At 68.4% G+C, this 19,088-nt stretch carries 16 protein-coding genes; 3 read left to right on the forward strand and 13 right to left on the reverse strand.

Annotated elements, in window-relative coordinates; translation table 11 throughout:
- Positions 1–10 precede the first annotated feature (10 nt).
- From H2041_RS03570 to H2041_RS03590, 5 genes are all read right to left on the reverse strand, one after another.
- Complete coding sequence (locus H2041_RS03570; protein ID WP_293409533.1) at positions 11–2,602, reverse strand: DEAD/DEAH box helicase family protein; 2,592 nt, start codon at positions 2,600–2,602, stop codon at positions 11–13.
- A gap of 4 nt (positions 2,603–2,606) precedes the next feature.
- Complete coding sequence (locus H2041_RS03575) at positions 2,607–4,433, reverse strand: site-specific DNA-methyltransferase (RefSeq protein WP_293409535.1); 1,827 nt, start codon at positions 4,431–4,433, stop codon at positions 2,607–2,609.
- Positions 4,430–4,753 carry a HigA family addiction module antitoxin gene (locus H2041_RS03580; RefSeq protein WP_293409537.1) on the reverse strand — a complete coding sequence of 108 codons (324 nt, stop codon included), beginning with the start codon at positions 4,751–4,753 and terminating at the stop codon, positions 4,430–4,432. The genes H2041_RS03575 and H2041_RS03580 overlap by 4 nt, the downstream gene beginning before the upstream one ends.
- Before the next feature lie 230 nt (positions 4,754–4,983).
- Entirely contained in the window at positions 4,984–5,682 is a 699-nt protein-coding gene (locus tag H2041_RS03585; RefSeq protein ID WP_293409539.1) for a response regulator transcription factor, read from the reverse strand.
- Positions 5,679–7,130, reverse strand: a complete 1,452-nt coding sequence (locus H2041_RS03590; RefSeq protein WP_293409541.1) for an ATP-binding protein — start codon at positions 7,128–7,130, stop codon at positions 5,679–5,681. The genes H2041_RS03585 and H2041_RS03590 overlap by 4 nt, the downstream gene beginning before the upstream one ends.
- 237 nt (positions 7,131–7,367) lie before the next feature.
- Here H2041_RS03590 and pal point away from each other — a divergent pair, with 237 nt between their 5' ends.
- Complete coding sequence (gene pal, locus H2041_RS03595) at positions 7,368–7,898, forward strand: peptidoglycan-associated lipoprotein Pal (RefSeq protein WP_293409543.1); 531 nt, start codon at positions 7,368–7,370, stop codon at positions 7,896–7,898.
- A gap of 7 nt (positions 7,899–7,905) precedes the next feature.
- On the forward strand, positions 7,906–9,003 hold the full coding sequence (locus H2041_RS03600; protein WP_293409545.1) for a 2OG-Fe(II) oxygenase: 1,098 nt from the start codon (positions 7,906–7,908) through the stop codon (positions 9,001–9,003).
- On the opposite strand, the gene H2041_RS03605 is transcribed toward H2041_RS03600, so the two are convergent.
- The 5 genes from H2041_RS03605 to H2041_RS03625 all read right to left on the reverse strand — a co-directional run bounded on the left by H2041_RS03605 (position 8,988) and on the right by H2041_RS03625 (position 15,635).
- Positions 8,988–10,373 (reverse strand): deoxyribodipyrimidine photo-lyase, encoded by a 1,386-nt coding sequence (locus tag H2041_RS03605; protein ID WP_293409547.1) that lies wholly within the window; start codon positions 10,371–10,373, stop codon positions 8,988–8,990. The two genes, H2041_RS03600 and H2041_RS03605, sit on opposite strands and share 16 nt — an antisense overlap.
- Before the next feature lie 15 nt (positions 10,374–10,388).
- Positions 10,389–10,769 (reverse strand): YdbL family protein, encoded by a 381-nt coding sequence (locus H2041_RS03610; RefSeq protein ID WP_293409550.1) that lies wholly within the window; start codon positions 10,767–10,769, stop codon positions 10,389–10,391.
- Positions 10,770–10,780: 11 nt separating this feature from the next.
- Positions 10,781–10,954, reverse strand: a complete 174-nt coding sequence (locus H2041_RS03615) for a YnbE family lipoprotein (RefSeq protein ID WP_293410064.1) — start codon at positions 10,952–10,954, stop codon at positions 10,781–10,783.
- A gap of 64 nt (positions 10,955–11,018) precedes the next feature.
- A complete protein-coding gene (locus H2041_RS03620; RefSeq protein ID WP_293409552.1) occupies positions 11,019–14,033 on the reverse strand; it encodes a YdbH domain-containing protein in 3,015 nt (1,004 codons plus the stop codon).
- A 150-nt stretch (positions 14,034–14,183) separates the two neighbouring features.
- Positions 14,184–15,635 carry an MFS transporter gene (locus tag H2041_RS03625; RefSeq protein WP_293409555.1) on the reverse strand — a complete coding sequence of 484 codons (1,452 nt, stop codon included), beginning with the start codon at positions 15,633–15,635 and terminating at the stop codon, positions 14,184–14,186.
- A gap of 110 nt (positions 15,636–15,745) precedes the next feature.
- Here H2041_RS03625 and H2041_RS03630 point away from each other — a divergent pair, with 110 nt between their 5' ends.
- Complete coding sequence (locus H2041_RS03630; protein ID WP_293409558.1) at positions 15,746–15,979, forward strand: sulfurtransferase TusA family protein; 234 nt, start codon at positions 15,746–15,748, stop codon at positions 15,977–15,979.
- Here the strand turns inward: H2041_RS03630 and H2041_RS03635 are convergent.
- The 3 genes from H2041_RS03635 to H2041_RS03645 form a co-directional block, all read right to left on the reverse strand.
- The gene (locus tag H2041_RS03635) at positions 15,951–16,904 is read right to left on the reverse strand and encodes a YihY/virulence factor BrkB family protein (RefSeq protein WP_293409561.1); all 954 of its coding nucleotides are present in this window, start codon (positions 16,902–16,904) and stop codon (positions 15,951–15,953) included. The genes H2041_RS03630 and H2041_RS03635 overlap by 29 nt on opposite strands.
- A 219-nt stretch (positions 16,905–17,123) precedes the next feature.
- Entirely contained in the window at positions 17,124–18,263 is a 1,140-nt protein-coding gene (locus tag H2041_RS03640; protein WP_293409564.1) for a CaiB/BaiF CoA-transferase family protein, read from the reverse strand.
- An 81-nt stretch (positions 18,264–18,344) separates the two neighbouring features.
- Positions 18,345–19,088, reverse strand: a complete 744-nt coding sequence (locus H2041_RS03645; RefSeq protein ID WP_293409567.1) for an SDR family NAD(P)-dependent oxidoreductase — start codon at positions 19,086–19,088, stop codon at positions 18,345–18,347.

Below are 19,088 nucleotides of genomic sequence, written 5' to 3' on the forward strand. Positions count from 1 at the left end.
TACCGCGCCGTCAGAGATACGCGGGCAGTTTCGCCTTCCATTCGCTCATCAGGATCAAGGTGCCTTCCACGGTCTCGCCGTTGTTGACCAGTTCCAGCTCGCCGACCGGCGTTGCCTCGTCCCATTCGAAATGGTCCGAGAGGAACGCAAGCGCCTCGCGCTTGTACGCCGTGTCGAGATTGTCGAGTTGGTCGCCCTTGGTTTCCAGCACCGTGATCCGCTTCGCTTCGCCGTCGCGCTGCACGGCGAAGATGAAATCCGGATAGATTTTGGCCTTCTTCCATCCCTGAATGCCGTATTGCGTCCGCGCGACATTGCGGTGCCACCAGGCCAGCGTCTTTTCGCCGTCGAGATAGACCGCCACATCCCGCTCGTCGCTGTTCAGCTCGTTCTCATAGACCGGAGCGAACAGGCTCTTCTCGAGCGGGCCACCGGCGCGGTTAAGGAGTTGGCGGGCGTTCTCCGGTTCCGTCGTTTCGATGCTGAACGGCATTCGCCAGTTGCGGCCATCGAGCCGCAAGCGGAACTGGATGCGTCCCGCCGCTACCTCGGCCTTGAACAGGGCTTCGGCGCGCGCGTTCCGCGCCGCTTCGAGGCCCTTGCGCAGCTCTTCCACGATCAGGCTAGCGAGCCGGCCGAGCTTCGCATCATCGAAGCCCCGCGCCCGCAGAGCCGCAACCGTCGCGCCGACAATCTCGCGGCCGACGAAGGGATTCGGCACGATGTCGGAAATCATCCGGACAGCATGCGCCGGATCGAAGGCGAGGATTTCCGCGTTCGCGGCGACAGTCTCGCCGACGAACAATTCGTCGCCGTCCTCGGCAAGCCTGATCCGTTGGAGCTGGCTTTCCGCCGCCTGTGCGTTTTCGGGCACCCGATCCGCGATGTCCTGCGGATCGAAGCCCCGCCAGTCGAGCGCGGAAAGCACATCCGTCTCGTAGTCCAGCTCGCGCGCGTCGCCACTTTCCACCACCATCACCTTGGGCAGGTAGATTTCCGTGGAGGCGAAAGCCGGGCGGCGATTGATCGTGCGGGCCGTCTTACCGGTCCCGCTCTTGTCGTCCTGCGTCACGCGCAGGACCAGATCGCCGAGGCCGTCCTGTTCGAGGCCGTCTTTAATGGCACCGACGACCGTCGCAGTATCGGCGTGATGCGTGATGACGTGGCACTCATCGAGCGCTTCAACGTCCGTTTTGAGCGCGCCGGGCTGGCGGAGAATGCGGCCGACAAGCTGAGTCATGGCCTTGAGGTTGGCGCTGGCCGCAAGGCTGCACAGCACATAGGCGAAGGGGCAATCCCAGCCCTCTTGCAGGGCCTGTTTCGTGATGATCGCCCGCACGCGGTTGGTGGGCGACAAGAGGTCCTGATTTTCCGGATCGTTGAGATCGTTCTGCTGCGCGGTTTTGATCGCGATTTCCGCCTGATCGAAACCTGCCGTCAGGAGCCATTCCTTCACGTCCTCGGCGTGGATATGGCCGCTTTCGCGCTGATCCGCGCCCGTGCGCTCGACCTGGATCAGCATGATCGGGCGAATATAGCGGCCCGTATCGGCCCGCAGTTGCCGGGCTTCGGCATCGAGCGCGTTGAGCTTGGCAAGCGCCGCGTTCAGCGTCGCCTTCCAGTCATTGCCCTGCCGGGGATCGAGGTTGAGCGGCATCTTTATCATGCCTTCACGGTCCAGCGCGCGCCCCGTCACTTCCACCAGCACATTGGCATAGCGGCCTTCGCGCGGATTGCGGCCGCCGCGCGGCTGCACATCCTGCGGCGTGGCCGTCAGCTCCAGCACGAAACACGGGTTGAATCCGTAAAGCGTGCCGAAAGCGAGATCGGAAATGGCGCGGTGGCCTTCATCCATCACGACCACGGGCCGAATGATCCGAAGGGCGTTCCCGAGGGAATCCTTCACCATCGGGAACATGCCGGTATAGGCGGAGAGGTTCGGCGTGCGGTCGATGGCGGCTTGATGCGCCTGTTGTTCGCCTTCCGGCGGGAAGAAGCCGTGCACGTCGCCCCGGTCCTGAAACATTTTCAGGGAATCCTGCGTCTCGCGGTTCGCGGATTGCAGCATCAGCAGCATGATGCAGAGATTGGTTTCCACGTCCCGCGCATCGAGCCGGTCGGTTTTCTCCATGATCTTCACGCGCCCCGCCGCCGCGCGGTCCAGCGCCTGACGGTAGGGGTGCTGGCGATCCTTCAGGTGCTTGAGCGTCTGCGTATAAATCGCCTCGTTCGGCACGATCCACAGGACGAAACCGGTGTTGCGGTCGAGATAGCGGCCCATCACCCGCGAGACGGCGGAGACGGCAAGCCATGTCTTGCCGCCGCCGGTTGGCACTTTCAGCACGGCGTTGGGCACGGGCCGCTCGCAGCCGTCCATGCGCGGCGAGAACGGAATCGCGGCGCGGGAAGCGGGCAGCTTCCCCGCCGCCTTCATCGCTTCCCAAGCCTCTTTCGCGAAATCCGGAATGGCAAGGCCAAGGTCCGGGTCTTGCGCGGCAAGCGCCGCCACCTTGTCGGCGCGCGCCTTCTTTTCCTTCAAAAGGTCGAGATAGTCGTCGAGCGTCTTGATGACGCGGTCCTGATAATCGAGCTGGCGAAACACGGCGTCAGCTCCGATCTATCCGGTAGAGCGCGAAGGGCAGCGGCACGAACTCCACGGGGATGTTCTGTTCCGCCAGCATCTTCTGGCTCACGAACCGCGCCGGGGCGAAGACAAGGTGCCGCTTGTCCGGATCGGAGGCGGCGAATGCTTTGGCGCGCGCCAGCGTCAACGCCGCTTCCGGCGACTTCAGCCAATCGAGATCGGGCTTGTAGATCAGCCAGACATGCTGGCCTTCCATGGCACCGAGATAGAAATCATCCTCGCGCACGGCGGCGGGATCGAGCGCGTGATTGGTCGCCATGTGGAACAGCGCCGCGCCGAGCCCGGCATAGGGCGGCAGGGTTTCACCGCTCAGCACCTTGTCCAGTTCGACGGGATCGCCGAGGGTGCAATAGGTGAAGGTGCCGCCAAGACCTTCTGAGCGTTCCGCCACCGTCTTTTCGCCGGTGACGATCAGCTCGCCGTCTTTCACTTCCTTCTTGATGCGGTCGTATTCGTGGCCGTGCAGGTTCTCGATTCCTTCGACCTGGTGCGCCAGCTCTCCGGCATTGCTGAGCGCGCGCCAGTTCAGCCGCTCCCGCAACATCTCTGTTCGCTGTGTGCCCTGGAAATCATAGCCGTTGATGACACGCCGGACGCGCTCTGCCGTCAGGCTGTCGGCATATTCCTCCATTTCCACGAGAATGAAGCGGCGATTGCCGCCGTCGCGCTTGTTGGCTTCGAGCACGGCGTGAGCCGTTGTTGCAGAACCCGCAAAGGAATCTAGGATAATTGCGTCATCATCGGCAGCAATGTCGATGATCCTGTCCAGAAGCTTCACGGTTTTCGGCGTGTCGAACAAATCAGACGTGCCAAATATGTTCCTGAGCATGGCCTTGGCCTGCCGCATCGTATCCACGTCGCTCCAAATCGTTGGAAACGGCCGCGTGGGATCGTCTTCGGGCGCAAACTCGCGGGTGTAAGGCTCCCACACTTCACGTCCGAGCTTTTCGATCCTCTTCCAGATCAATGTACCGGCATCTTTGTGTTTCTTGATGCCCTTCTTCCCCATCGACCATCGCGCTTCTTCCCCGTTATCATGTATGGGGAAAACCTCATTTCCATCGGGGTCTTCAAGCGGGAAGAACATGGTCGGCCGATCACGGCGGAGACTCGCCCGTCCGTTTTTCTTCAGAAGGCGATCTCTAAAAGGGCGTCCGTTCTCGTCTCGGTTCGGATAAGCTTTCAGGATGGACGGGGCGATCATCCTCTTGAACTTTGCAGAGCCAATATCGCGCGCAAAACAGAGGACGTAATCATGGTCAGGTGTGATAGCTACCTTGTTATCGTTCGGGCTATCCACTTTCCGCCAGATGAAGGTGGCGACATGATTTTCCTCACCAAATATTTCGCAGCAAATATTTGTGAGGCGGTGCGCCTCGTTATCATCGATGGTTATAAAGATGACGCCATGGTCCGCCAGCAGCTCATGGAGCATCCGAAGGCGCGGCCACATCATGGCACACCATTTGTCATGACGTAGGCCGTCCTCAACACCGACCGGATTGGACTCCAGCCACTCCCGGATCATTGGCGCATTGACGTTATCGTCGTAGCACCATCCCTCGTTGCCGGTGTTGTACGGCGGATCGATAAAGATGCAGTCCACCTTGCCCGCGTAGAGCGGCAGGAGCGCCTTCAGCGCGTGCAGGTTGTCGCCGTGGATGACGAGGTTGCCGTCAAGCGCGACAGGACCGATGCCCTTGCTTTCATCGGGCACGAGCGGACGGAAGGGCACCGCCAGATGGTGGTTATAAACAAACTCTTTGCCCTTGAAACTCAGCTCCGTCATGCCCGCCCTTTCGTATTCATTCCCGTGTATCGCTCGACCCTGATCTCCGCTTCCCGCTTGCGGGCCTGCGCAATGTCGTAGCTGTTCTGCATGCGCATCAGCGTCTCCATCGAGATGCCGAAGGCTTTTTCGATCCGGATCGCCATGTCCGGCGACAGGTGCGCGCGCTCGTTCAGGAGCGCCGACAGTGCCGGGCGCGTGACGCCCAGCGCATCCGCCGCCTCAGTCACCGACAGGCCGAGCGGTTTCAAGACCTCGTGCTTCACGAAGCCGCCCGGATGGGAAGGCTTTTTTAGCCGAAGGCCATCCTCATCGGTCATCGCGCGCTGTCCGGTGATTGTTCATCGAGTCGGATGCAGCGTATCCAACGCATCGTTACCTGTAAAGCAACGCTTTACGGATTCTGGGCATGACGCAGCCGGATGGGGTTTGAGACTCACTTTTGGAGGGCTATAGCGTAGGTGTAGTTCTCTGTTTCGTCGGCTTCGGCCCGCCAGGGCTCGATGTCGCGGCCATGCCGCTCCGGGGGCCGGACCTCGGCATGAGGGGCTCAACCCATCTCGTCGTCCGTCGCCAGGCGATAGCCGACGCCCGGTTCGGTCAGCACGATGCGGGGCGCGGAGGGGTTCTCCTCCAGCTTCTGACGCAGCTGGGCCACCAGGACGCGGACGAACTGGGCGTCCACGCTGGCCTGCGGGCCCCAGACGGCTGCAATCAGCTGCTTGTGGGTGACAACGCGGCCGGCATGGCGGGCGAGCGCGCGCACCAGGTCGTATTCCCGGGGAGTCAGCCGGATCTCCTCCCCCTGCACGAAGGCGCGGCGAGCGGCGAAGTTGACCTCCAGTTCGGCGCTGCGGAACCGCGCCTGGCCCGAAAGGCGCCGGTCGCGGCCGCGCACCGCCGCACGGATGCGGGCGAGCAGTTCGCCCACGCCGAACGGCTTGTTCACGAAATCGTCGGCCCCAAGATCCAGTGCGGCGATCTTCTCCAGCTCCAGGTCCCGCGCCGACAGGACGACGATGGGCACTTCCGACCACTCGCGGATGTGGGCGATGACGTCCTTGCCGTCCATGTCCGGCAGGCCGAGATCCAGGATCACCACGTCGCAGGGCTCGCCAGCCAGATGGGCGAGCGCGGCCTCTCCGTTTTCGGCCGTGCGGACCTCGTAACCGGCGGCCGACAGGGCCGGCCGCAGCGCCCGGAGGATCTGCGGTTCGTCGTCCACCAGAAGAAGCTGACCGGCGTTCATTCGGCCTCCCGCGGGAGCATGAGAGAGACCACCAGGCCGCCTTCAGGGCTGCGCCGTCGCGCGGTTGCGACGCCCCCCATGGCTTCGATCAGCCCCTTGACGATGGAAAGTCCCAACCCCGTTCCCTGCTGCGGTCCGCTCGTGCTCGCCGAGCGATAAAACTTCTCGAAGATGCGGGCGAGTTCATCGTCCGGGACGCCGGGGCCCTGGTCAGCGACCTCGACGATGGCAAGCCTGTCCAGGCGCCGTCCCGCGACCTCCACCTCCGCCGGTTCAGGGCTGAAGCGCAGGGCGTTGTCGATGACGTTGCTCAGCGCCTGTTCGAAGAGGATCGGATCGCCGCTGGCGGTCAGGCCGTCCTCCTCCAGGCGGAAGACCAGGCGCCGAGATCCGCGGCGGGCCTCGAACCGCCGCTGCAGGCGGTCGAAGACTTCGGCGATGCCCACGGGCGAGGCCTGCAACTCCAGGGCGCCTGCCTCCAGGCGCGTCATGTTCAGGAGGTTGCCGACGAAGGCGTTCAGCCGCTCGGCTTCTTCCTGGATGGTCAACACCAGGTCTTCGCGCACGTCCGGATGGAACCGGTCGCCGAATTCGCGAAGGCTGGTGGCCGAGGCCAGGATCGAGGCGAGCGGCGTGCGCAGGTCGTGAGAGATGGACGACAGCAGCGCGTTGCGAAGCGACTCCGTCCGCTCGCTGGCCTGCACCTCGGCCCAGGCCCGCGCCAGCCGCGCCCGGGCGATGGCGCTCGCCCCCATGGCCAGCAGCACCTGGATCAGCCGCGGCTCGTCGGCGCCCAGCCCGGCCGCCGGGCCCACGCGCCACGCCGCCAGGCCGACGTCCCGTCCGTCGGCCGTCAGGCGCTCCACCCGCCAGCCTTCGACGCCGCCCGCAAAGACGGTGTTCAGAAGCTCCGGATCCTGGGCTTCCGGAAATGGAATGAGGGTCTCGCCGAGCCGCACGGCGGCAAGGTCTTCGGCCGCTTCGGCCAGACCCTCGGCGAGCCGCTGGCCAATTCGACGTTCGTCGTCCATGGCGGCGAAATCACGCCCGGCCTGGAACAGGACCGTCGTCGTCCGGCTCTGGGCTTCGGCCCGCCGCGCCTGATCCCGCACGCGTCCGGCAAGGCCGCCGGTCAGCATGGCGACGGCCAGGAAGACCGCCAGGATGATGGCGTCCTCGGATTCGAAGCCGAACGAGAACCGCGGCTCGACGAGGTAGAAGTTGTAGCTGAAGAAGCCGAGCACGGCGGCCAGATAGGCGGGGCCGGAGCCCAGCAGCACCGCGGCCACGAGCACGCCGGCCAGGAAGATCATCGAGACGCGGTTGTAGCCCAAGGCGTCGGCCAGGGCGGCGGCGGCCAGGTTGGCGAGCAGCACGATGGCCGCGGCGGCCAGAAAGCCGAGCAGCTTCGGACGCTGTCGAACCCAGTGGGAATTTGGAACCTGCATCACGCTCCCTGCGCCGCCGCAAAGCGGCGCTTGCAGTCCGCCGGCCGCGCCGCCGTCCGGCGAGACGGGCAGCGCGACGGCGAACCCGGCCGGTAGCGGCCGGCCGTTCCGGAAGGCTAGCCGGGCGAAGCCGCGGGTCAATTATGGCCGGGTTATGCGCCCGGATTATAAGCTTCTTATGCTTGAGCTTTTGCGGGGCCGCCGGCCAGTTCTCCCGACATCGAGAACAGGACTCCCATGCGCTGCTCGCCCCTATTCATCGCCGCCTGCGCCGCTCTGACGCTCAGCGCCTGCGCCAAGCGGCCCGCCCCTGACACGGTCGCCGGTCCCATCGCCTCCCCTGGCGGCGCTCAGGCCCCGGCCGCGCCTGCGCCGATCACGCCCTCCCCCCAAACGGCGTCCCTGCAGGATGCGCTGGCCGCCCAGGCCGGAGACCGTGTCTACTTCGGCTTGGACAGCTATGAAATCTCCGGCGAAGCTATGAGCACCCTGCAGGCTCAGGCCGCATGGCTGGCGCGAAACCCGCAGGTGCGGGTCCTGATCGCCGGCAATTGCGACGAGCGCGGCACGCGGGAATACAATCTGGCGCTCGGCGCACGCCGCGCCGGCGCCGTTCGGGACACCCTCGTGCGGCTGGGCGTGGCGCCGGCGCGGATGCAGACCGTCTCGTACGGCAAGGAGCGGCCGATCGACGCCGGCTCCGGCGAGGACGCCTGGTCGCGCAACCGCAACGGCCACACCGTCGTCCTCGATCTCGGCCCCCGCTGAGGTTCCGATGCTGCGTCCAGGTCAGCCGGCCCCGATCTTCTCCGCGGGCTCGCCGGTCAACCCCGAGTACCGCTTCAGCAGCCTCGGCGGCGCCTTCATCCTGCTGGCCTTCCTGCCGTCGGACGCGGCCGCCCGGGCCGAGGCGCGGGGTTGGCTGGAGCGGCGTCGCGATCTCTTCGACGACAAGCGCCTCATGGCGTTCGGCGTTCTGCGCGACCCGGAAGAAATCGCAGCGGCCAAGAACGAGCGGGGCCTTCGCTGGTTCTTCGATCCTGAGGGGGCGCTCAGCCGCCTCTATTTCGCGCTCGACGCCGACGGGACGGAGCGACCGCACTGGGTGGTCTGCGATCCCTCTCTGCGGATCTACGCCGTGGCCGAGATCGGCCGCGCAGAAGCGATCTTCTCCCTGCTCGAGAGGCTGCCGGATCCGGACGACCACGCCGGGACGCCGCTTCATGCGCCGGTGCTCGTGGTTCCGCGGGTGTTCGAGCCGGACCTCTGTCGCCGACTGATCGGCGTCTACGAGACCCATGGCGGCGCGCCCTCCGGGGTGATGCGAGAGGTCAACGGCAAGACGGTCGGCGTGCTCGACCGGACCAAGAGCCGGCGGGACGCCATGGTCGAGGATGTGGAGTTGCGTGACCTGCTCCGAGCGCGGCTCGCGACGCGGCTGCTTCCGGAGATCCGCAAGGCGTTTCAGTTCCAGGTGACGCACATCGAGCGCTACATGGTCGCCTGCTACGACGCCGCCGAGGGCGGGTTCTTCAGCCCTCATCGGGACAACACCACAAGCGCCACCGCCCATCGGAAGTTCGCCTGCTCGATCAACCTCAACGCCGAGGCCTTCGAGGGCGGAGACCTCCGGTTCCCGGAATTCGGGCGCAGGACCTATCGGGCGCCGACAGGGGGAGCCGTGATCTTCTCTTGCTCGCTGCTGCACGAGGCGACGCCTGTGACGCGTGGGCGGCGATACGCCTTCCTGCCCTTCTTCTACGACGCCGCTGGCGCCGCCATACGCGACGAATATGCGCGCCGGCTGGCCGAGGCGGAGGCGACCCGGGCGGCGGCCGAGATCCAGGCTCCGGAGGCTCAGGGCGCGGCCTGAGCCTCGCGCTCGCAAAGACGCTCGACCTGCTTCACATAGGCCTCGGCGTCGAAGCTCTTGAAGGTGTTCGGCCCCATCGACCTCACGGTTCCGAACACCGGCTGAGCCGGCCAGGGTCGGTCGTGCAGGCCGAACAGCCACCCGACATTGGCGTAGGAATTGGCGTCGCGCCCGTCGAGAAGGTAGCGGTTGTTGAGCCGCAGGATGAGCTCGTAAGCTTCCTCAGGTCTTTCAGACCACTGCAGGATCTTCTTCCCCCAGTACATGCGCATCCGGTTGTGCATGTAGCCGGTTTCGACCATCTCGCGCTGAGCGGCGTTCCAATAGGCGTCGTGGGTCCGACCGGCCTCCAGTTCGGCGGCCGAATAGAGGTGCGGACGCCGATCGCCCGCATGCTCGGCCAGGGTCGCCCGCGCCCAGTCCGGCAGTCCCTCGTAAGAGTCGTAGGACTCCTCGAACCAGGCGTGATTGATCGCCAGTTCGCGCCTGACGATCAGCTCCTCCAGATACTTGGCCTTGGCCTCGGAGCCTCCGCCCTTGGCCTCCCGCACCGCCAGGGCGATCTCCACCGGCGAAATCTGCCCGAAGTGCAGATAGGGGCTGAGATAGGAGACGGCCTCGGCTTCGGGCTTGCCGCGAGCCTCGGCATAGTCCGCCAGGGCCCCGCCGACGAAGGCCGCCAGGCGCCGCCGCGCCTCCCCCTCGCCGCCGCGGAAGCGGCGCACCGGCGGCACGGACCGGTCCACCTGCAGCGTCGCGAGCGCCGCGTCGAGGTCGCCGAGATCGAGCTCGGAGGCGAGGTCCGCCGGCCCCGCCTGGGCCACCCGCCGCTCGCGCAGGGGGACGAGGTAGTCGTCCCACAGCTTCTCGATCTTGGGGCGGATGGTGCGGGCGGCGTATTCGTGCTTGCGCGACGCCTGCAGGATCGGAACCACCACGTCGCCCTCGACGCGGACCAGGCGCACGTCGATCGCTTCGGCGAGCCGCCGGCGCCATAGCCGCTGCAGGCGCAGATAGCCGGCGTCGCAGACGACCAGGGCGGCCTCCCGCGACAGGTCGAGGGCCACGCGATCGGGCTCTCCGCGGCGCAGGACGAAGGTGACGCCGCGCGCCCTCAACCGCTCGGCTGCGTCGGCCAGCCCCTGCAGCATGAAGGCGTAGTGACGCGCATTGGCCTCCGGATAGCCGTCGGTCAGGCCGAAGCCGACCACGACGGGCAGATCGCGCTGATTGGCCGCCTCGATCGCCAGCTCCAGCGCCGGATTGAAACCCGCGCGCTGCGCCGACTGCATCCAGTAGAGCACATAGCGGCCGTCCGCCCGCTCAGGCGCATCCTTGAGCGGGCGGATCCGCGTGGACTGGATCCCCATGCCCCCGCGCGCGGCCTATTTGCGCCGCCAGGAGCCGTCGGGGGTCTGGTAATACTCGCCGGGCCGCAGACGGCTGGAGACCACCTGTTCGTAGGCCGCTGCGCCGGCGGCGGCCACGGACACGCCGTTGCGGGCCGCGGCCTGCCGGTAAAGGTCTGCGCGGCCGTCATTGATCGCCTGCACCGCCCGCTGCAGGGCGGCGTCGCTGGAAGCGACGACGAAGCCGAGATAGCCGTCGGCCTTCTCGCCGACGATCCCCTGGGCCTTGGCGGCGTCCACCAGGGACTTCTGCTCGGCGGTCTGCGCCATGGCCGGCGCGGCGCCGAGGCCGACGCTCGCGAGCCCGGCGGCGCCCAGCAGGGCGGCGGCGAGGGCCAGCGTTCTCATGCGGGTCATGTTCATCCCCTTCAGAACAGGTTCGGGTTTTGCTGGATCAGCGCTCGGACGTCCTCGTCCAGGCGCAGGCGCACATCGGCGTCCAGCTTGGCATAGATGGTGATCGGGTCGACCTTGACCCGAACGGTGGGCGCGCAGGCGGCGACGGCGGTCAAAGCGGACACGCCCATAAGCGCGCCGAGCATGTGTCTCTTGGTCGTGGTCAAGCCTGGGCTCCCTGAATTGCGTCTGCGCACGGCGGTCGAGTTCCTAGTCTGGCGGCGGGGCCTGAACCTCGGCTGAACCGGCCGACTCCTGGGCTTCAACGTAGTCGCGCAAGAGCTGATCCAGGTTCAGGGAGGTGTCCAGCGTCAAATCGACTTTGGTGCCTGAAGGCAGCGGCAGCTCGCGGTTGAGGAAGTTACGGCTGATCAGCTCCGCCAGCGTCAGCCGGATCTCCTGGCGTTCCGGCGGGGCGTGCTCCCCCCGGATGTGGAACAGCACCCCCAGCCGGCCGCCGGGCAGGCTGTTCACCTCCGCATCCAGCAGGTCGAAGGCCAGATGCTCCATGGCCTGATAGGCGAATTCCACCGCGGTGTTGGTGTCGGGCTGCTCGGTGACCGTCGCCGCGCCCTCGCCGCCTGGCGTTTCCAGCTCCGCCCGGGTTCCGCCCCCGGCCGCGTCGATGGTCGTCAGCGCCTCCCGGCGGATGGACAGCCGCCCCGGTTCAATGGCGCTCAACCGCCCTTCCTCGAACCGCAGCCCCTCGGCCGTGACCTTGAACGGCAGCGATCCGCTGACCCGTGCGTCCAGATCGACGCGGTCGGCGAAGGGCGAACCCTCCACGAAGTCGGAGAGCTGCACGCCCTCGAGCGTCAGCTCGCCCTCCCACGTCTCGCCGTTGCTGAAGGGGATCCGGCTGGGCGCCAGAAGGGCCTGGCCGCCGCCGACGGAGAGCCGCCCGCCCTCAAGGACCAGGGCGTCCGGTTGAAGCTGGAAGCTCACCTGCGGTGAGGTCAGGGGGGCCAGGCTGTCGATCCGCGCGGCCGTCAGCTGCTGGTCCGGCGCCGTCTCCAGCGGCGCGAGGCTGGTGAAGGCGATCTGGCCCTTCAGCCCCTCCAGCGCGCCGGCGGGACTGCGGAAATCGAGGCCGAAGATCTCCAGCAGGCCCGCGCTGTCGGCGCCCGTCCCGGTCCAGTCGAAGGTCCCCGAGAACCGGGCCTCGCCGAAGACCGGCGCGCCGAGAGGTTCGGCCAGGGGCGAAAGGTCGGCCGGCTGGAGTCCGCCTTCGCGGAAGGTCAGCCGGTCCGTATCGATTGCGACGCCGCCCGCGCCGGCCGCCTCGTCGTGCCGCAGGCTCACCTGTGCGACCCGGGCGCCCGCAGGCGTGGAGAGCTGCAGATCGCCGCGCCACAGCTCGTCACGCAGGCTGGCGGCGCCGGAGACCGCCAGCGGATGGAAGCGGGTCGTGGGCGAGGCGTCGACCAGTCGCGCCTGATCCACCTGCGCCTCCAGCCGAAGGCCCTCTGCGGCCGAGCCGACCCGCAGGCGGCCCTCGGCGCCCTGAGCCTTCGCCTGCAGGAAGGGGATTTCGGCCCGTGCGCCTTCGACGTCCGCCGCCAGGCGCCACTGGCCGTCGGCGATCCGCACCAGGGGCTCGCCGGCCGGACAGAGTCTGGCCGCGAGGTCCTCCACGCTGTTCTCGCCGGCCTCCAGCCGGTCCATCTCAAAAGGCGCGCAGCCGGTCGCGGCCAGGGTGAGGCCGCTCTCGCCGGCGCGCAGCACGCCCTCGACGGTCGTCTCCATCTCCCGCAAAGGGCCGAACGAAGCCGCCGTCTGCAGGGCGAGAGTCGCCTCCAGGCCGCCTGGGCCGGTGCTGTAGCGCCGGACGTCGGCGGCGATCTGCGGCAGGCCGCCGCCTTCCATGGAAAGCTCGAGCGCTCCGCCGCCGCCGCCGAACAGGGGCGCCCCGCCGCGCGGCCGCACTACCAGCCGCCCGCCGCCGGCCGTGCGCGCCACGGCGGGCTCTCCAAGGGCCACGGCCAGACCCTCGGCGTCGTGACGCACCTGGACCTGCGGCGCGGTCAGCACGAAGTCGGCCGCCGCTCGCTTGATGGCGGCCAGTTCCTCGGGATCCCCTGCGGCGGGCGGGCCAAGAGCGCTCCAGGACCCCCGGCCGGACACCGGTCCGGAAAGCTCGGCGCGCACCAGGCCTTCGGCGGCGTGCGCCTGGCCGGTCAGCCGGGCGCTGACATCGCGCAGGGAGAGGTCGCCCAGCGCCGCGCGTCCGGCCGTCAGGCTGAGCCTCAGGGGGCCCTGCAGGGCGCCGGCCCCTCGCGTGTTCCAGGTCAGCCTGTCCGAGCGGATGGCGAGCCGGGCTCCGGAGAGGTCGAGCCCCGCCACCGCCGCCGTCTGGCTCGTCAGGGCGGCGTCCACGGCGCCGGAGAGGCGAACGCCGTCACGCCAGCCGCCGACGTCTCCGCGGAAACCGCCGGCCAGCACCAGGTCCTTGGCGGTCCCCTCGGGCGTCGAGATCGAGCCGCCGCGCAGGCTCGCCACGATCCGGACCGGCCCCTCGAGGACCTGTCCGCCGAGGTCGGGATAGGGCGCCGACCCGGCGAGGCTGAGCCGGGACTGTGCGACCCGGCGATCGCCCCAGGCTCCCTGCTCGAGCTCCGCGACCAGGCTGAAGCTGACGCGGTCGTCGCGCGTGACCATGCCAAGGCGGGCGGCCCCGACCTCGGCGGAGAACCCCTCCCCCGCCAGCGCGGTCTCTCCCACCTGCGCGCTCAACTGCCGGAGCTGGCCCTCGCGATAGGCCGCGCTTGCCCGGATGCGGGCGACGCCCGCGGCGTGCCGCAGATGTACGATGGCGTTTTCAACGATGATTTCCGGGGGCTGCGCCTCGGGCCGGGGCGGCCGGGCGCGGAACTCGGCGATGATCGGGTCCAGGGCGCCGAAGCTGAGGCCGTCATCCTCGAGGGCCGCCCGCACGGTGGGCGCTCTCAGGCGGACGGAGCGGACCTCGAGCCCGAACGCCTCGCCCGCCCAGGGGCCGGTCAAGCGGTAGGCCACCTCGGCGTGGTCGGCGCTGACGATCGGCGCCTCGGCCGGACCGATGCGCAGATCGCCGACCAGTCCCCGCGGCTCCAGCGATTCGAAACTCACCTCAGCGTCCACGCCGCGCGATTCGAGCCAGCCGACGAGCGCCTCCCGAGCCAGGGCCCGTCGCGCGGCGTAGAGGGCGGCGAGAGTCAGCACCAGGGCGGCCAGCAGTCCGAGCACGATCGCCCCGACAGCGCGTCTGCGGCGGGCGCGGCGGCGCCCGGCGGCGTCACGTTCAGGCGATGGCGAGGAGGTTTCGGTCACGGCGGCTCGCACCATAATGCCCAAGCCGCGCCGTGGCTCCACCCCAGCCGCACTCGACCGCGTCGGTCAGGGCACATCCTCGGGGGCGAGCGAGAGCGGCGGAGCCACCTCCTCCAGCGGCCGGCGTTCCGCCGCGATGCCGAGCTTCATCTCCACGGTGGCCGCCAGGACCATCAGGCCCCCGCCAAGGAGATAGCCCCAGAGGATCTGGCTGCGCTCCCCGGTGTCGATCAGGGCGCCGAACAGGGCCGGGCCGCCGACGCCGCCGACGAGCGTGCCGAAGGCGTAGAACATCGAGATCGTGATGGCCCGCACCTCGAGCGGAAAGCTCTCGCCGATGGTGAGGTAGGCGGCGCTGGCGCCGGCCGAGGCGAAGAAGAAGATCACCGTCCAGGCCGCCGTCTGCGCCGGCGCCGACAGCAGGCCCTGGCTGAACATCCAGCCGGTGACGCACATGAGCACGCCGGCCAGCCCGTAGGTCAGGGTGATCATCGGCTTGCGTCCCCAGCTGTCGAAGAAGCGTCCGAGGAGCAGCGGGCCCATGAAGTTGCCGAGCGCGAAGGGGAGCATGAACCACCCGATATGGGCCGGCTCGATGTCGTAGAACTCCGTCAGGATCAGCGCGTAGGTGAAGAAGATCGCGTTGTAGCAGAAGGCCTGTGTGGCCATCAGGGTGATGCCCAGCGCCGTGCGCTTCGGGTGTCGGCGGATCAGCGTGCTGAGGATCTCAAGCCAGCTGGTGCTCGTGCGCCTGACGAGCCGCAGGCTGGCGAGCTCGGTGTGGGGCGGCAGCTTCTCGCCCGTGTGCCGCTCCACGCTCGCCTCGATCTGGGCGACGATGGCTTCGGCCTCCTCCACCCGACCGTGAGTCATCAGCCAGCGGGGGCTCTCGGGCATGAAGCGGCGGATGTAGATGATGATCAGGGCCAGCGCCCCGCCGATGATGAAGGCCAGCCGCCAGCCCAGCGCCTGGTCGATCAGCTCCGCGTTCAGGAGGAAGATCGAGCCCGTGGCGCCCAGGGCCGCGCCGACCCAGAAGCTGCCGTTGATGACCAGATCGGTGAAGCCGCGCCGCCGGGCCGGGATCAGCTCCTGGATCGCCGAATTGACCGCCCCGTACTCGCCGCCGATGCCCGCCCCGGTGAGGAAGCGGAAGAGCATGAAGGACCAGAAGTCCCAGGAGAAGCCGGTGGCGATGGTGGCGAGCAGATAGACGAAGACGGTTGCGGTGAAGAGCTTCTTCCGGCCGAACCGGTCGGTCAGGCGTCCGAAGGTCAGGGCGCCCACCACGGCCCCCAGTATGTAGGCGCTGCCGGTCAGGCCGATCTGGGTGGAGGTGAGGTTCAGGCCGTCCGGGCCGGCGATGGCCGGCGAAAGCGAACCGACCAGGGTCACCTCCAGGCCGTCCAGTATCCAGGTGACGCCCAGCGCCGTCACGACCAGCCAGTGAAAGCGCGACCAGGGCAACCGGTCGAGCCGCGCGGGGATGCTGGTGGCGAAGACCTCTGGATTGGCCATCGGGTGTTCTCCTGCCTCTGCTCCTGCGCCTAACGCGCAAAGCGCCGCTTGGAGCCGTGCGGCGCGCCGGCGCCTATGCCTCGTCCGGCAGGCGCGCTATCGGAGGCGCCATGCCGCCGACCGAAATCCTCGTCGACGCCCGCGGCCATCGCTGCCCCGTGCCGACCCTCCGCCTGCGCAGAGCCCTGGAAGCTGCGCCCTCGGGCGCCCGTGTCCGCCTCCTGGCCGACGATCCGCTGGCGCGCATCGACGTGCCCCACTTCGCCGCCTCCGTCGGCGCCGAGGTGCTCGAACAGGCCGAGGCCGACGGCGGGCTCAGCTTCCTGGTCGCGAAGTCAGCCTAGGATTCTGCGGGCGCAGGTCGCGCAGCAGCATCAGTCGCCGGTGCTCGTCCAGGCGGATCTCGATCTCGGTGGCGAGGGCGCCGCCGAAGAAGACCGCGTTCACGCTCCAGGACAGCCAGATCAGGAAGACGACCACGGCGGAGATCGAGCCGTAGGTCGCGCCGAGATGGGCGATCTGCTCCACGTAGAAGGCGCTGGCCCATGAGGCGAACAGGCACAGCACGGCGGCCGCGAAGCCGCCGGAGATCGAAGCGCGCCAGGCGACCGTGCGCCGCGACATGGCGAACCGGTAGACCAGGCTCATCCCGAGGGTCAGACCGGCGCTCGCCCACGTCCACTCGCTGTAGAGCCACGAGACGCCGGCCAGGGGCCGCAGGTCGAAGGTCGAGGACAGCACCCGCAGGCCGAGGAAGAGCGAGGAGACCAGGCCCATCATGGCCGCGGCGGCGAGGAGGACGAGCAGGGCCAGGAGGTTGAAGCCCACGAATCCGCGGGGATCGGGCTCGTCGTGGATGAAGGACAGCCCCGCCAGCAGGGCCTTGAAGCCCCGATGCGCCGCATAGGCGCCGATCACCACGGCGAGGCCGCTCTGGGCCGAGATGGCGTCCCGCGGGGCGTGGGCGAGACGCTCCAGTTCCGCCTGGAAGATCTCGCGCGCGCCCGAAGGCATCAGCCGCGCCAGGGCCTCGGCCTGGAACTCGGCCTGGGCCGGATCGGCGAGCAGGCTGTAGACGCCGATCAGCAGCGCCACGGCGGGAAAGATGGCGAGCATGATGAAGAAGGACGTGCCGCCCACATAGAGCATCACGTCGCGTCCCCAGAGGCGGGTCAGGGCTCGCCCGATCGTGGCGAGCGACAGCCGCACCGCATGGACCGGGTCCCAGTCGCGCAAGCCCAAACGGTCAAGCTCCTGGTGGATCGACATGCGCGCAAGGTTGACCAGGGAATTCGAGGCTGTGCAACCCGTCCCATAGGTTGACGGCGCGCCCCGGTCTTCACCAGGACGCGCCGCCGATGGGCGTGTCGTTCCATCGGGCCGTCGCCGCTTCGAGGGACGGGAGAGCGCGGCGACCAACCTGGGGCCACTATCAGTTCCGCCGCCTGAACCCCGGCTGAACGGAAATAGGCCCGTTTGTTCAGGTGCTTATGAAGCGGTGGCGATGGCGCCGGCGGCCCGCAGGGCGGCGATCTCGTCGTCGGAGAAGCCCCAGTCGCCCAAGGCTTCGCGATCATGGGCGCCGATGGCCGGCGGCGGCCCCTGGATCGCGCCCGGCGTGACGGAAAACCGCGGCGCAGGCGCCGGCTGCACGACTCCGGACACCTCGACGAAGGTCTCGCGGGCCCGGTTGTGCGGATGACTCGGCGCCTCGTCCATGTCCAGAACCGGAGCGAAGCAGACGTCCGTGCCGCCCATGATCTGCGTCCACTCCTCGCGCGTCTTGCCGGCGATGACCTCGGCGAGCTTCTGGCGGAGCGGCTCCCACTCGCCGCGGTTCATCTGCTGGGCGAAGGCCGGATCGGTGATGCCCGTCTTCTCCAGCAGCAGGGCGTAGAACTGCGGCTCGATGGAGCCGATGGAGATCCAGCGGCCGTCCTTGCACCGGTAGGTGTCGTAGAAGTGGGCGCCGCCGTCGAGCATGTTGTTGCGCCGGCCAGGCTGCCACATGCCCGAGGCCTTGAAGCCGTAGAACATGGCCATCAGCGAAGCCGCGCCGTCGCTCATGGCGCAGTCGATGACCTGCCCCTGCCCGGTCTCGCGCGCATGGATGATCCCGGCCAGGAGGCCGAAGGCGAGATAGAGCGCGCCGCCCCCGAAATCGCCCACCAGATTCAGCGGCGGAACCGGCTTGTCCTCGGTTCCGATCGCCTCCAGGGCGCCCGTGATGGCGATGTAGTTCATATCGTGGCCGGCGGCGGGCGCGTATGGGCCGGTCTGGCCCCAGCCGGTCATGCGGCCGTAGACCAGCTTCGGATTGCGCCCGAGCGCCACGTCGGGCCCCAGGCCGAGGCGCTCCATCACCCCCGGCCGGAAGCCTTCGAAGATGGCGTCCGCGCCTTCCATCAGCTTCAGGCAGGCTTCGACGGCGTCGGGAGACTTCAGGTCCATGCCGATGGAGCGGCGGCCGCGGCTGGTCACGTCGGCGGGCGAGGCGCGCCCCTGCCCCTTTCGGTCGATCCGCACCACGTCGGCGCCCAGGTCGGACAGGAGCATGCCGCAGAAGGGCCCCGGCCCGATCCCGGCGAACTCGACGATCTTCAGTCCCGTCAGCGGACCCTGGCGCATGCGACCCTTCCTCCCGTGGCTCTTTGCGGAGCCATGTAAGGCCCGTGACGCGCCGTCAGCCAAGGGCGTGACGCGGACGGATCAGGGCAGAGACTGCCCGTCGTCGATGGTCACCAGGGTTCCCGTGATCGCCTGCGCCGCCGGGCCCGCCAGCATCAGGAGCGCGGCGTCGAGGTCGCCGGCCTCCATCAGACGCCTGCGGGGAAAGCCCTCGATCTGCCGACGGCCGCCGTCCGTGGCGAACCAGTCGGCGTTGATGTCGGTCTGAACATAGCCGGGGCAGAGGGCGTTGACGGCGATGCGCCGCCTCGCCCACTCCCGCGCCAGGGACCTGGTCAGCATGGCGACGGCGGCCTTGGAGGCGCAGTAGGCCGGAAGGCCCGGCAGAACGGTGTGGCTGGCTATGGAGGCGATGTTGACGATCCGCCCCTCCCCGGCTTCGGCCACGCCGCTCCCGATCATCTGGCGCGCCGCCGCCTGGGCGCAGAAGAAGACGCCCTTCACATTGACCGCGAAGGTCTGGTCCCAGGCCTCGGGCGTGAGGTCGAGCGCCCGCCCCTCGCCGCCGACGCCGGCGTTGTTGATCAGGATCGAGATGGGCCCGAGCTCGGCTTGGACGCGCTCGAAGCACGGTGCGATCGCCGCGGCGTCGGCCACGTCGAGGCCGTAGGCGCGGGCCTCGCCGCCCGCGCTCCGGATGGCCTCGGCCTCTCCGTCCAGCCGCCCCGTCCGACGGGCGGTCAGCGCCACCCGCGCCCCGCGTCCCGCCAGCACGCGGGCGAAATGGGCGCCCAGTCCGCCCGATGCGCCGGTGACAACCGCCAC

The organism is Phenylobacterium sp., from assembly GCF_013911965.1.
Classification (GTDB): domain Bacteria; phylum Pseudomonadota; class Alphaproteobacteria; order Caulobacterales; family Caulobacteraceae; genus Phenylobacterium.